This window comes from Candidatus Paceibacterota bacterium (assembly GCA_035583355.1).
Classification (GTDB): domain Bacteria; phylum Patescibacteriota; class Minisyncoccia; order Phycocordibacterales; family UBA6899; genus JAJZQJ01.
Genome location: DATEZQ010000008.1, coordinates 12,933 through 25,491, shown reverse-complemented (window position 1 = coordinate 25,491; position 12,559 = coordinate 12,933). Strand labels below are relative to the sequence as shown.

Genomic DNA, 12,559 nt, shown 5'->3' with positions numbered 1-12,559 from the left:
AATCTAGATTCATCCTAGAATATATCTTCTCCTCTGTAAAGGTAACAAAAATGAGCACTGGAGTGCTCATTTTCATTAGTCTTCAACATGGAGCGATCCGCGTGTCATCGGACCAACCTTTCCGGTAGGTGCAATATGCATCACTTCGCGCTGATATTTCTTGACTGCTTTAAAGGTGTCGTTGCCGAAAAAGCCCGTTGCTTCTCCTTTGAGGAATCCAAGTTTAATAAGAATTTCCTGCAGTGTCTTCACTTCGTCACCACGTGTGCGATACCAAAGATCACGTTTGAACTTCTTCTGCTTATTGTCATCCTTGTGATCATTGTCACGATCCGGAGTGGTTGTGCTTGTTGAAGTAGAAGCGATTTTTAATGTCTTGAACTCTATTTGCTCACTCCTCCATTCATTAGTAGGGCATGGTGTGGTAATACACTGAATGCTTGAATCCTTCACATAGCGCACGAAGTACTCTGTGTTTGGCTTTAGGTCCTTGAGCACGGTAGTTGTTGCACCTTTCTCTGTTGTCTTTGGAAGACATGCAGCCGGGGTAGGATAGATTGCGATGCAGACTTGGTGTGTTTCTCCGTATTCGAAGTAGCCATTTTTTGTTATAAGTCCTAAATCAGTGCTTGATGCTGTGCTTGATGCGACGGTCTCAAGATACTCAATGTGCCCAAGTGTTACTTGTGCAGTTGATGTGCTGATATGAGATACAACGGGAATTGCCTTCGCGCGTATCGGCGGTCCAAGGTATTTTACTGACATTGCGCTTGCACTTGTTGCAGAGAGCAGGAAAATACCGCTAAGAATAAGTATTTTTTTCATATAATTGCTGAAAAGGTCGCGAGAAGTCCTCGGCCCATTCGCTAATAATAAGTCACGAGAGGGCTTGTTTGTGACATGGAATCTATGTTCTAATAATATAAAATGCACCACAGATTGCGGTGCATTTTATATTATGCGAGCTTCTTTGCACGTAAGTACATGAAGAGAGGGAACTCTTTTCGAGCGCGATTCTCTGCATCCATACGTGGTCCGTTGTCGCTTACCTTGTGCGAGATCCATTCTTCGAGCTTGTCTATCGCGAAGCCGAACTTCGTGAGTTGCTTGAAGTAGGTCTGGAGTGGGCGGTGGAATGAGATGGTCTGTGGTGAGCCGACGATGCCAGGATGCATGTCCATCGCAACCTTTGAGGTAGAGAGGTACGCATCGATACGACGTGACTGTACATTCTTCTCATCAACATACTCCCATGATGATTCCTTTGGAATGCGGAAAGCGGGATGATTCATGACGACGTGGAATGTTCCACCAGTCTTCAAGATGCGCTGTACTTCACCGAAGAGCTTATCGATGCGCTCAACATTCTGGATGGCAAGCACCATGTAAACAGTATCGTAGGTATTATCTGCGATTCCTGCACACTCTTCTGCATTACCAACCATGAAGTTCATCTTTGGCGCACGCTTCTTTGCAATCTCGATGAGTTCAGGACTAATGTCCATACCATCGATGACTGCACCCTTTACTTCCTCCTGGAAGCGACGAGCGAAGAAACCTTGTCCACAAGCGAGCTCGAGGATGTGCTCTCCGTCCTGTGGTGCGACGAGACGAGCGAGGTTTGGGAGGATGACCATACGATGGTAGGTATCTTCCTCGGTCTCCAAGTGCTTGTCATACCAGTCTGATACCTGACCCCATGAGGTCTGTGCATCGCCGGTCTGCTCATTACCTGGAGTGGTGCGCATGTAAGACTTCTGCTTGCGTGGCGTAAGTGTGTCTGCCTCGTTCGTTGCCTGTGCCATGACGTTATTCATGAGCGTAGGACGCTCAGGTCGTGCACTTGCTGTTGGCTTTTCGAAATCTTGTGTGAAGCTGCGCTCAACGCGACGCTGCCCATTCTCAGGGAAGCGATCCTCGCGCTCATTGCTGCGCTCACCCATAGATGGGCGTGGTCGATCGTCGAACGATGGACGTGCATCACCTCCAAAGCGTGGACGGTCCGAGAAAGACTTACGATCACCGAAAGATGGTCGTCCGCCACGGTCACCGCCAAATGATGGACGGCCTCCGCGATCTCCTCCGAATGATGGGCGTCCACCACGGTCACCAAAAGATGGACGTGGACGATCCCCGAATGATGGGCGGTCTCGCAGTGGCTTACGGTCGCCAAATGATGGACGGCCTCCGCGGTCGCCACCAAATGATGGCTTTCCTCCAAATGACTTTCGTGGGCCAAATGAGCTTGAGTGGGGTGATTTCATATTCGGCTACAATAACACTATTTTAATAATTTGTAAATAGGGGAGTATCGAAAAAGTGCCTTAACTAAGCAATATTTTAGGAAAAAACTGAGGGCGCGGGGCCCTCAGTAGGTGAGTGTTTACGGAAGATGATTGTACGGAGCGGTGAGGTGGTAGTCCACGAACTCGCCCCGGGTAAGCGCCAGAAGGCGCAGAAGCTTGTTCTTGATGCGCAGCTCGCGCTTACAGACGAACGCCTCACGTTCATCCTTGCAGACACCGATCGTGACTTCCTCGGTGGAGAGAATGTCCTCGACGGGTTCGCCTGACTTCGACTTCGTATAGATCTGCAGGTAGTCTTTGCCATCCTTGTGGATGAGTTCGACGAACCTGATGCGATCATTCTGGGGCAGCGTGAGGAAGGCGAAGGCTGTGCTCTTCATTTCCTTGTACGCGAGCTTGGTAATGAGCCATGCGGCCGCATGCCCGAGCGCGATGCCGATGATCGAGCTGATGATGGTGCCGAGTGGCCGATGGGTGAGGCCGAGGCCGAAGGCGAGGGTGTTGATGAGTGCACAACCGATGATGATGGTGAGCAAGTTCATGCAAGCTCCTTTGGTTGTAGGGAAGGTGCGCGTAACTCAGGATACTATGCTGGAGAAAAAATCTTTGTCAATAGAATAGCTGGAAATATCTATATGGCAGAAGCCAAAATCCTTGCAAAACAATACTTTTCATGCTATAATATCGCGACATTATATACATGGCATCTGGCTCTTTTTTATTTAAGAAAAGCGAGAGGCGAACTTCTTTGTCACGGGCACCCAAACATCTCAGTCATCGTACTCCATGTACGACTCCTTCGATATTTTGCCCGTTCCTCGAATTTCATCCACTCGCTTTCCTTGAACCTTGTGCCATGCTTCTAAACATCACTTATTATGGAAATTCGTAACATCGCAATCATTGCGCACGTCGACCACGGGAAGACGACATTGACCGACGCGCTTATGCGCCAGACGGGCATGTTTGCAGAAGGTGAGTCTATGGACTCGAACTCACTTGAGCTCGAGCGCGGTATCACCATCTATTCAAAGAATACTGCAGCATACTACAAGGACACAAAGATCAACATCGTGGACACACCAGGCCACGCCGATTTCGGTTCTGAGGTTGAGCGCGTGCTCCGTTCTATCGACAGCGTGCTCCTTATCGTCGATGCACAAGAAGGTCCTATGCCACAGACACGTTTCGTCTTGAAGAAGTCACTTGATCTCGGCCTCAAGCCAATCGTTGTCATCAACAAGATCGACAAGCCTGCAGCAGATCCTCACCGCGTTGAGGAGGAAGTCCTTGAACTTTTCATGGATCTCGGTGCTACTCAGGAGCAGATGAATTTCCATGTTTGTTACGCAATCGGTCGCGAGGGTGTCGCTATGCGCAAACTCGACGATGAGCGCAAGGACCTCACTCCGCTCCTTGATATGGTGCTCGAGTACGTTCCTGTCGCAAATGGTGATACAACGCTTCCACTCCGTGCACAGCCTTTCAACCTCGCATATGATAACTACTTGGGCCGCCTCGCAGTCGTCCGTGTCGTTGATGGTGTCGTGAAGGATGCCGACAATCTCGTCGTTATCAACAACGGCGTTGCACGTAAGGCAAAGATCACGAAGCTTTTCGCTTTCCGTGGTATCAAGCGTGTCGAGGTTCCTGAGCTCGTCTCTGGAGACATCGGCATCATCGCGGGTATTCCCGATGTCTTCATCGGTGAAACAATCGCGCACTCAGCAGATGTTGAGCAGCTTCCAATGATTACCGTGGATGAGCCTACGATTGAGCTCAATTTCCTCGTGAACAACTCACCGTTCGCAGGTCGCGAGGGTAAGTTCGTTACTGGTCGTCAGATCCGTGAGCGTCTTGAGAAGGAGCTCGAGGTTAATGTGGGTCTTCGTGTGGACTTTGAGTCTGCATCAGGAGAGTCATTTAGGGTTGCAGGTCGTGGAGAGCTCCATGTTGCAATCTTGCTCGAGAACATGCGCCGTGAGGGATTTGAAATTCAAATCTCACAGCCACAGGTCATCGTGAAGGATATTGACGGTGTGAAGAGTGAGCCATTTGAAGAGGTGACGATTGACGTCCCAGCGGTATCGCAGGGTGCAGTCATCGAGAAGCTCGGCAAGCGTGGTGCAGTCATGACCCACATGGTCCAGCACGACAATATGGTTCGTATGGTCTTCGAGGGTCCAACACGTGGTCTCCTTGGTTACCGTATGCAATTCGTTGTCGATACACGCGGTGAGGGTATCATGTCATCACGCGTCATCGGCTTCCGCCCATGGGCAGGAGAGATCGATCACCGCAATGCCGGTGCTATGATCTCTATGGAGTCAGGCAAGGCACTTGCATTCTCGCTTTGGAATCTCCAGGAGCGTGGCCAAATCTATATCACTCCAACGACGGAAGTCTACGAGGGTATGATTGTTGGTAACACCAGCAAGGGAGAGCAGATGCTTGTGAACCCAACGAAGGGTAAGCAGCTCACCAACATGCGCGCGTCAGGTTCTGACGAAGCAATCAACCTTGTGCCACCTGTGGTACTTGGTATTGAGAACGGAATGGAAATCATGGATGATGACGAGTACCTCGAGATCACTCCAAAGAGCATCCGTTTGCGCAAGAAGCTCCTCTCTGAGACAGAGCGTTCAAAGGCAAAGCGAAAATAATAAATAAAACCCACACTTAGTGTGGGTTTTATTTATTGATGCTCATGCGATATCCGAATTTCGGAACAGTATGGATGAGTTTTGTCTGACCTGCGGAATCAATCTTGTGGCGTAGCGAGAGAATGTGCGCCTCTATCGTATTTGAGAGGGGGTCAATTTGCATTCCCCAAACATTTTCTAATAAGTCCGCGCGAGGGACCGCATGATCGCGGTGCTTCATGAGATAAGTGAGAAGCACGTGTTCTTTTTTTGTAAGAATAATCGTTTTACCGCCACGCTTTACCAGCTTATTTTTTGTGTCTACGATGAGATTATCGAGAACAAGTTCATCACCGAGGCCCGCGTGTTTTTCCAAGATATCCCTCGTCATCGAGAGAAAATCTTGAAAAGCAAATGGTTTAATAAGAAAATTTTCGAGACGTAACTTCTTGAGCTCGTCACGGGTGAGTTTCTCTGGCGCGTCAGAGAGTACAAGGATAGGTGTTTGTGGTTGTTGCTGAGCGAGTGTGTGTACGAGTGCTGTGCCGGAAGCGTTAGGAAGTATTCGGTCAAGAATAATGAGTGACAATTTAGTGTCACTCAGATGCGATGAAGCATTCTGTTGATTGGAAATAGAGGTCACAAGGAAACCTTCTTTTTGAAGCGACTTTTCAATATAAGGAAGGAGGGTGGAGTGGTCCTCAATAATAAGAATATGGGCATTACGCATGATGGTGTTTAGGATAGCACTATTCTGTACCAGCGCCAGTATGTCGCCAAAATAGCCCTCCGAAGTAACCCTATAGTATATGATAGTATTGTTTTATTTAGGCACGTAATTCTTTGCTTGACAAGTGCGCATATCTACTATCTTCTCGTTTAGCAACATGAAAATTCCAAATTGCATCATTTGCTTCTATATCCTTAAGTGACGTATGCTACAATTAAGCAATGAATATGCTTGCTCATGTGAGGCAGTCTTTTGATTCACCGAGAAGAGAATTTCTCATTGCTCCATTTCTTGCAGGGGCACTCATCCTTGAAAAAGCGTTTGCTGGTTCCGACTATGTATCTTTTGTAAACAATATAATTTGGGCTGTTGCTATATTGGGTGCTCTCCCACTTCTTTTTGTTTCTGTGCAACAACTTTATCGCAGAGAGATTACGATTGAGGTATTTAATCTATTTGCGCTTATTGTTGCACTTGTGCTTAATCATCCAACTGCGGCGGTATGGATAGATCTCATGCTCACCTTCGCTTCCTACCTTGAGTGGCGTACAAAGTCCCGAGCAAATAATGCTATTGAGGAGTTGTTGCGCTTGCGTCCAGAAGTGGCGCACCGAGAGCTCTCTGGTGATATAGTTGAAGATATTGGTCCCGAGGACGTGCGTGTTGGGGATATTCTTGTGGTAAAGGCGGGTGAACGTATACCCGTCGACGGGCTTATCATTTTTGGAGAAGCAATCATTGATGAGTCTTCATTTACTGGTGAATCAGTGCCAGAGGAGAAGACTATTGGTGCCGAGGTGTATACTGCCACTTTGCTTGCTGGTGGAGTGCTTAAGATTCGTGCGACACAAGTCGGTGAAGACACTACACTCGCACGTTTACTTACGTTGATGCGAGCGGCTGCAGTACAGAAGTCAAAAGCACAGCGCTTTGCGGACAAGTTTGCGGGAATATTCCTCCCCATCGTGGCGCTTGCTGGTGTACTGATTTACATATTCACACGTGATCCAGCAATGGTCGCAGCATTTTTCCTTATAATTTGCGCCGATGATATAGCCGTTGCGATACCTCTTGCCATGGAGGCTGGGCTTGGAGAAGCAGCGCGACGCGGAGTTATTATCAAGGGTGGAAAGCATGTTGAGGCTCTGGCAAAGATACGGACGGTCGTTTTTGACAAGACAGGAACATTGACGCTTGGAAAATTTGCAGTCGATTCTGTGGAACTCGCACAAGGAGTACCACTACGTCAATTCTGGCAGTACGTTGCAATGGCGGAAAAGTTTTCTGAACATCCAATTGGTAGGGCAGTATATGCAGAGGCATGCAAGGTTGTTGGAGAACCTCGTGACCCTGATCACGTAGAGGTTCTCAGGGGTGCGGGCATTCATATTAGCTCAGAAGGGACTGAAGTCGTTGTAGGTAATCATCGGGCACTAGAGGCATCAGGAATCGTTCTCGACGGGGATGCGCGGGATTGTATTGGCGGTATACATCAGCACGGCGGAAAGACTATCTTGCTTGTTTACGTTGGGGGTAAGTATTTCGGGTCGATCATCGCCGCAGATACGCCAAAACTCGAAGCGAAAACAGCGCTCGCACAATTGACTTCTATGGGGATTCATACAGTTATGCTCACTGGTGACCGCAAGGAAGTTGCAGAAGATATCGCAACAACTCTTGGAATTGAGGAATATGTCGCTGGGTTATCTCCGGAAGATAAGCTGAGGCGAATTGCTGAGTTGTCTGAGCAGGGAGTGACTGCGATGGTTGGTGATGGTATTAATGATGCGCCAGCACTTGTGCGTGCTGATATCGGAATAGCGATGGGGAGTATTGGCACTGCAGTTGCAATTGAAGCGGCTGATATCATCGTGCTTACCGATCAGCTTGAACGAATACCAGAGATGATTATGCTCGCACGTCGTGTGCGTGGCGTTGTATGGGGGAATATTGGCATATGGTTTGTAACTAATGCGCTTGGTGTTTTCTTGGTGCTCACTCGTTTTGCTGGAATTCCTCTTGCTGCGGCGTATAATTTTGGTACTGACTTTCTCCCGCTCCTTAATTCCTCACGATTATTTAGGAGCAAGAGGGGAAAGTGATTTGGTTCTGGGGTGCATAAAAGACGCGGGCCTGGCTTGCGTCTTTTGCGTTTGTGTATTCATATTCCTAGTTACCTTCATACGCATATACCCTGCATCGCGTATCTTTGCTATGATACCTCCATGGAACCGCTCGCTAATCGCCTTCGTCCTACGAGTCTCAAGGACTTTATCGGACAAGCGCACCTTGTTGGAGAAGGAAAGCCTATTCGTCTTGCTATAGAGCAGAAGAAGCGCTTCTCCTTCCTTCTGTGGGGACCACCGGGTGTCGGCAAGACGACGCTCGCGCGCATTTATGCACAAGCGCTTGGAGCGCGTTTCTATGAACTTTCTGCGGTTGCTGCAGGGAAGGGAGATATTACGAAGATTGTTGATGAAGATACACAAGGAGAGCCGAAAGTACTCTTTCTTGACGAGATTCATAGGTTTAATAAGGCACAGCAGGATTACCTTTTGCCTTTTGTTGAGAAAGGTGTGCTCACTCTTGTTGGTGCGACGACAGAAAATCCATCCTTCGAAGTGAATCGCGCATTGCTCTCGAGATGTCGTGTGTTTGTACTTGAGAATCATACTGAGGAAGACATGCGCAAACTCTTCTTACGAGCAGTCCCCGATATGACTGACGATGCACTCGATTGGCTCATCGCGGTTGCTAGTGGGGATGCGCGTCAGGGGCTCACGATTCTTGATGCAACACTCGCATTATACGGTACGGTGACAATTGATCACCTTAAGGAAGCCGTCCAGTCGAGGCACTTGAAGTATGACAAGGGTGGGGAGGAACATCACAACATCATTTCAGCTTTTATAAAAAGTATGCGCGCGAGTCAGCCCGATGCGGCCCTCTATTACCTTGCACGTATGACGGAGAGTGGGGAAGACCCATTGTATATCGCGCGACGCATGATTATCTTCGCGAGTGAAGATGTGGGACTTGCGCAACCAACGGCACTTGTGGTTGCCAATGCGGTATTCCAGGCCTGTCAGATGATTGGTTATCCTGAGTGCGTAATAAACCTCGCGCATGCGACGGTCTATTTGGCACAGGCAAAGAAAGACCGAACCTCTTATGAGGCTTTCCGTGCAGCGCAGTCAGATGTCCGTACGCTTGGCGAGTTACCAGTGCCACTCCTCATTCGTAATCCCGTCACAAGCCTCATGAAGGATGCGGGTTATGGTAAGGGGTACGAACTCTACACAAAGACCGACCTGATGCCCGAGAAGCTTCAAAACAAGAAGTATCTTGGAAGCTAGTGGTGGACTTTGAGCGAAAAACCAGCAGTGGCTGGTTTTTCATATACAGGGCCATATTTTTATACCTTGTCAAGGATTTAGTATCATAGATGAAAATTGTGCATAGGGAAGTGTCACAAAATCACGTTACAGTTGTTACGTAAATGAGCCCAGAAGCCATTATTTCCTAGGTGCACCCTGCCCAAAGACTAAAAATCGTGTATACTATGATGATGGATTTCGAGCAGCTGATTGCACGGGCAAAACAGGGTGATAAGGAAGCGCGCGCGAACCTCTATGAGGAATACGCCACGCCCCTTTATCGCTTCGTGTACATTCGCATTAACGACAAGGAGGAGGCAGACGATATCGTCCAAGATGCCTTCATCCGTGCTTTTGCGGCACTCGATCGATATAATGACCAGGGTAAGGGGATGCTCCCGTATCTCTTTACTATAGCCAGGAACCTCATTATTAACCGAGCCAAGAAAAAGCGAGCTGACACAATTGATACCGATTTCCTTAATGCTCATGATAGCGGCGATCGCACTGACAGAGAAGCGCTACTTGGCGACGTTCGGGACGATATCCTAAGAGCCATGGAGGCTTTATCTGATACTGAGCGTGACGTCGTTGCACTAAAGTTCTACGGTGAGCGATCCTATGCAGAAATAGCGGAAGAACTTGGTAAGCGCGAAGATGCTATACGGCAACATGTTGCACGTGCACTTCGCAAGATGCGGGCAGTGTTAAGCAAAGAACAAAATGACAATGAATAATCTACAACTTGATGATGCGATGATCTGTCGCCTCGTTGACGCACACAGCGATGGTGTGGATTTTCCTCATGCCATTGACCTTGCGCACATCCCCGAGATGCTTGCTCCTTCTGCAAAGGAATACTGGGATACACTTGACGGAACTGCACTCTTCAGTAGTTCAATTCTTCCACGTGCGGATATCATTGATCGTGTCTTTGCTCGTGCAGGAAGTCCTGTATCTGAGCGTAGTTTCCTTTCGGTACGCCCATCACCATACATGAAGTATGTGATGGCATTTGCGGTACCTATGGCAGTACTTGTACTTATGGTTGGAGTGTCACTCCGTCCGGAACAGGGTCCAATCGCTCCAACTCTTCCTGATGGACAGCTTACGATGGCAACTTTTTCTAACGAGACTTCAGCACTTGATCAGGCACCCGTTTCAGCTATGGCGGCGAAAACAGCTCCTGTTGCGGCGCCTGCTCCGTCTGCAAAGCGCGTTGCAGCTACAATGGCAGTCTCTGTTGTTCCTGCTGCAATTCAGCCTGTACCAAAGGATGACCCACGACAGCTCTTCGCTATGATTTCGAGTGCCGGTGACCGCGAGGCTCGTTCTGAGGCAACGATTGATGAGACCTATGACGCGCAACTTGCAGCATTGAATGAAGTTGTGATTAATACAGATAACACCCAAAACGATGCACCGCTACAGTAAAATCATGATTGCGGTATTTTTGCTTGTTACTGCTTCTCCAGCAGCAGCAACCACTACCGCCACCACAACGGCTACTACGACAGCCTCTACAACACTTGTGCAGATAACGAGCTTCTGTGACCGTATTGATACAGTGACTGAAGCTGTTCATGCTGATGCTTCTGCTCGTGCTGCTGAGCACCGTGCCGATGTGCAGCGTATTGATTCTCAGCGCGAGGATGACAAGAAGAAGTTGAGTGAGGTTCGTACCGAGGATCGTGCGCAAGAAGATGCAGCACGAGCAGCGCTCATTGAGTTTCTTTCCGCGCGCGCAACCTCTCCTGAAGCATTTGCTGCCATTGATTCTTTCGCAACCAACTCTGCTCGCGCAATCCGCGAACTTCGTGTTGCAAGCGACAAGGCTCGCGATATGTATGCACGTGTAAGTCGCCCAGCTTCCCTTGGGGAGCGTGCAAAGCGTGATAAGGCTCTTACGGGTTATATTGATAACCTTGATGCTGCAAATGCGCTTGCTGAAGGGCAGTGTGCAAAGGGTGCAAATGACGAGAAGGTGCTCGCACAATATAATGCGTGGCTCAAAGACGCCAAAACTGCACTCTCAAAGACTTTGAATGCAAAGAAGACAACGCTTGATCAGCGAGCGCGTGAGGCGCATCTTGCTGAGCTTGCTCGTTTGCAAAAAGACTATGCCCGTAAAATGCAGGCAGAAATGAAGTTGCTTACTGATAAGTTCCCAGAGCTCTTTGCGGGAATGGATGATTCGGTTGCAACATCAACTCCAGAAACAGCAACAGGTACTCCTGCGACATTCTAAAGAAAATCCACACAGATGTGTGGGTTTTTGATTGCTAACTATTATAGTATCGAAATATATTTAGGCGGAAAGGGGAGGCGTGCCTTAACCAAAGCGCTGCTCAACTACTTGAATAATGTAGTAATAATTGCTTTTGCAGAATTTGAAAATATTTTAAGCGAGGCAATAAAAATAGCCCGCGCGAGGGGCTATTGAAAATATATGATTCAGGAGTGTTCAATAATGTACCGGCGGATGGTTTCTTGCGTCTTCGGGTGCGGAACTGCAGCACCCGTCGCCCATCGTAAAACCGTGCTATTTGCAACCTGAAACTCCCTGGCGAGCAGTTCCAGCAACTGTGGTTTTTTCTCGAGCGCCTTGGTAACGAAATCCTTGAAATCCATAAAAACACTCCCTGTGGGTGAACTGAGGTTACAATACACTTAAATGATTTAGTTGCAAGAATGGAGATTTACGATGCCGGGACAGGAGTCGAACGTCGCGATGCGGCGCACCCTAAAGGGGCCCGCACGGGAAGAGGATAAGGGCGACACGCTGTGTCGGGACAGGAGTCGAACAAGACTTTGCTCGCGCACTCCGGAGGAGCCTCGCGCGGCAAAGTCTTTCGGAAACCCACGGTTTCCGACGGAACCATTGCGGGAATGGTTCCTGCCTTCCTCCGCGGGAAACTCCCGTTTCCCGACCCCTTCACAGTTCGACCCTGGTCCTCGAAGCACAGAATAAAACAAAACCCCTGGAAGGGGTTTTATTTTGCTGTGCCGAGGACCAGGGTCGAACTGGTGACCTACCGCTCTTCAGGCGGGCGCTCTACCAACTGAGCTACCTCGGCGCCTATTCATTTTCTGCAAATGAAAGACCTTAATAAATAAGGTCTTTCGAGTATACACTATTGTGGGAGTTTTTCAAGTGATTTTAGGACTCTGTACCCGAGCTACTTCGTAGGCGGTTTGGTAGTACTTGGAAGCCTATCGAGGAGTTTTTGAATCTCAGCTGAGCCGGTCGTTTTTGCCTCCTGAGCAGTCCTATTAAGCTCATTGATTTGCGCATAGGTTGACTTAAGCTGGTTAAGATAAGGGAGCATTTGCTGATAACCCCACCATGAGGCATATACAAATGCAACAATATATATCACTCTAAATAGTGAGGACATACGGTGTTGATTGCGCATGCCACGCACAATCTTGTTTGTCTCCTCAGTGAGCTGCAATATGCGCTCAATTCGCTGATCTTGCATTTCCATATTGATAGTATACCAC

At 48.5% G+C, this 12,559-nt stretch carries 12 protein-coding genes and 1 tRNA gene; 6 read left to right on the top strand and 7 right to left on the bottom strand.

What is annotated here, in order from left to right:
* Nucleotides 1–75: 75 nt before the first annotated feature.
* From VJ579_03620 to VJ579_03610, 3 genes are all read right to left on the bottom strand, one after another.
* Nucleotides 76–825, bottom strand: coding sequence for a peptidoglycan-binding domain-containing protein (locus tag VJ579_03620; protein HXK38129.1), 750 nt, complete (start codon nt 823–825; stop codon nt 76–78).
* A gap of 131 nt (nt 826–956) precedes the next feature.
* Nucleotides 957–2,264, bottom strand: a complete 1,308-nt coding sequence (locus tag VJ579_03615; GenBank protein ID HXK38128.1) for a methyltransferase domain-containing protein — start codon at nt 2,262–2,264, stop codon at nt 957–959.
* A gap of 119 nt (nt 2,265–2,383) precedes the next feature.
* Complete coding sequence (locus tag VJ579_03610; GenBank protein HXK38127.1) at nt 2,384–2,848, bottom strand: hypothetical protein; 465 nt, start codon at nt 2,846–2,848, stop codon at nt 2,384–2,386.
* A gap of 336 nt (nt 2,849–3,184) precedes the next feature.
* On the opposite strand from VJ579_03610, the gene typA reads away from it, so the two are divergent.
* Nucleotides 3,185–4,969: a translational GTPase TypA gene (gene typA / locus VJ579_03605; GenBank protein HXK38126.1), complete on the top strand. Its 1,785-nt coding sequence runs from the start codon at nt 3,185–3,187 to the stop codon at nt 4,967–4,969.
* Between the two features lie 28 nt (nt 4,970–4,997).
* Here the strand turns inward: typA and VJ579_03600 are convergent, their stop codons facing one another.
* Entirely contained in the window at nt 4,998–5,678 is a 681-nt protein-coding gene (locus tag VJ579_03600) for a response regulator transcription factor (GenBank protein HXK38125.1), read from the bottom strand.
* 221 nt (nt 5,679–5,899) lie between these two features.
* Here VJ579_03600 and VJ579_03595 point away from each other — a divergent pair, with 221 nt between their 5' ends.
* From VJ579_03595 to VJ579_03575, 5 genes are all read left to right on the top strand, one after another.
* Nucleotides 5,900–7,780 carry a cation-translocating P-type ATPase gene (locus VJ579_03595; GenBank protein ID HXK38124.1) on the top strand — a complete coding sequence of 627 codons (1,881 nt, stop codon included), beginning with the start codon at nt 5,900–5,902 and terminating at the stop codon, nt 7,778–7,780.
* Between the two features lie 123 nt (nt 7,781–7,903).
* Nucleotides 7,904–9,034 carry a replication-associated recombination protein A gene (locus VJ579_03590; protein ID HXK38123.1) on the top strand — a complete coding sequence of 377 codons (1,131 nt, stop codon included), beginning with the start codon at nt 7,904–7,906 and terminating at the stop codon, nt 9,032–9,034.
* Nucleotides 9,035–9,246: 212 nt separating this feature from the next.
* Nucleotides 9,247–9,792, top strand: coding sequence for an RNA polymerase sigma factor (locus VJ579_03585; GenBank protein ID HXK38122.1), 546 nt, complete (start codon nt 9,247–9,249; stop codon nt 9,790–9,792).
* Nucleotides 9,785–10,489, top strand: a complete 705-nt coding sequence (locus tag VJ579_03580) for a hypothetical protein (GenBank protein HXK38121.1) — start codon at nt 9,785–9,787, stop codon at nt 10,487–10,489. Before VJ579_03585 ends, VJ579_03580 begins: the two co-directional genes overlap by 8 nt.
* Before the next feature lie 4 nt (nt 10,490–10,493).
* On the top strand, nt 10,494–11,303 hold the full coding sequence (locus tag VJ579_03575) for a hypothetical protein (protein HXK38120.1): 810 nt from the start codon (nt 10,494–10,496) through the stop codon (nt 11,301–11,303).
* 206 nt (nt 11,304–11,509) lie between these two features.
* Here the strand turns inward: VJ579_03575 and VJ579_03570 are convergent, their stop codons facing one another.
* From VJ579_03570 to VJ579_03560, 3 genes are all read right to left on the bottom strand, one after another.
* Nucleotides 11,510–11,686: a hypothetical protein gene (locus VJ579_03570; GenBank protein HXK38119.1), complete on the bottom strand. Its 177-nt coding sequence runs from the start codon at nt 11,684–11,686 to the stop codon at nt 11,510–11,512.
* Between the two features lie 373 nt (nt 11,687–12,059).
* Nucleotides 12,060–12,132, bottom strand: a tRNA-Phe gene (locus tag VJ579_03565).
* Between the two features lie 102 nt (nt 12,133–12,234).
* Nucleotides 12,235–12,543, bottom strand: coding sequence for a hypothetical protein (locus VJ579_03560; GenBank protein HXK38118.1), 309 nt, complete (start codon nt 12,541–12,543; stop codon nt 12,235–12,237).
* Nucleotides 12,544–12,559: the final 16 nt, after the last annotated feature.

Excerpts from the sequence above, each read along its gene's own strand:
- VJ579_03620 (HXK38129.1), bottom strand. The coding sequence starts at position 825 with ATGAAAAAAATACTTATTCTTAGCGGTATTTTCCTGCTCTCTGCAACA.
- VJ579_03615 (HXK38128.1), bottom strand. The coding sequence starts at position 2,264 with ATGAAATCACCCCACTCAAGCTCATTTGGCCCACGAAAGTCATTTGGA.
- VJ579_03610 (HXK38127.1), bottom strand. The coding sequence starts at position 2,848 with ATGAACTTGCTCACCATCATCATCGGTTGTGCACTCATCAACACCCTC.
- typA (HXK38126.1), top strand. The coding sequence starts at position 3,185 with ATGGAAATTCGTAACATCGCAATCATTGCGCACGTCGACCACGGGAAG.
- VJ579_03600 (HXK38125.1), bottom strand. The coding sequence starts at position 5,678 with ATGCGTAATGCCCATATTCTTATTATTGAGGACCACTCCACCCTCCTT.
- VJ579_03595 (HXK38124.1), top strand. The coding sequence starts at position 5,900 with ATGAATATGCTTGCTCATGTGAGGCAGTCTTTTGATTCACCGAGAAGA.
- VJ579_03590 (HXK38123.1), top strand. The coding sequence starts at position 7,904 with ATGGAACCGCTCGCTAATCGCCTTCGTCCTACGAGTCTCAAGGACTTT.
- VJ579_03585 (HXK38122.1), top strand. The coding sequence starts at position 9,247 with ATGGATTTCGAGCAGCTGATTGCACGGGCAAAACAGGGTGATAAGGAA.
- VJ579_03580 (HXK38121.1), top strand. The coding sequence starts at position 9,785 with ATGAATAATCTACAACTTGATGATGCGATGATCTGTCGCCTCGTTGAC.
- VJ579_03575 (HXK38120.1), top strand. The coding sequence starts at position 10,494 with ATGATTGCGGTATTTTTGCTTGTTACTGCTTCTCCAGCAGCAGCAACC.
- VJ579_03570 (HXK38119.1), bottom strand. The coding sequence starts at position 11,686 with ATGGATTTCAAGGATTTCGTTACCAAGGCGCTCGAGAAAAAACCACAG.
- VJ579_03560 (HXK38118.1), bottom strand. The coding sequence starts at position 12,543 with ATGGAAATGCAAGATCAGCGAATTGAGCGCATATTGCAGCTCACTGAG.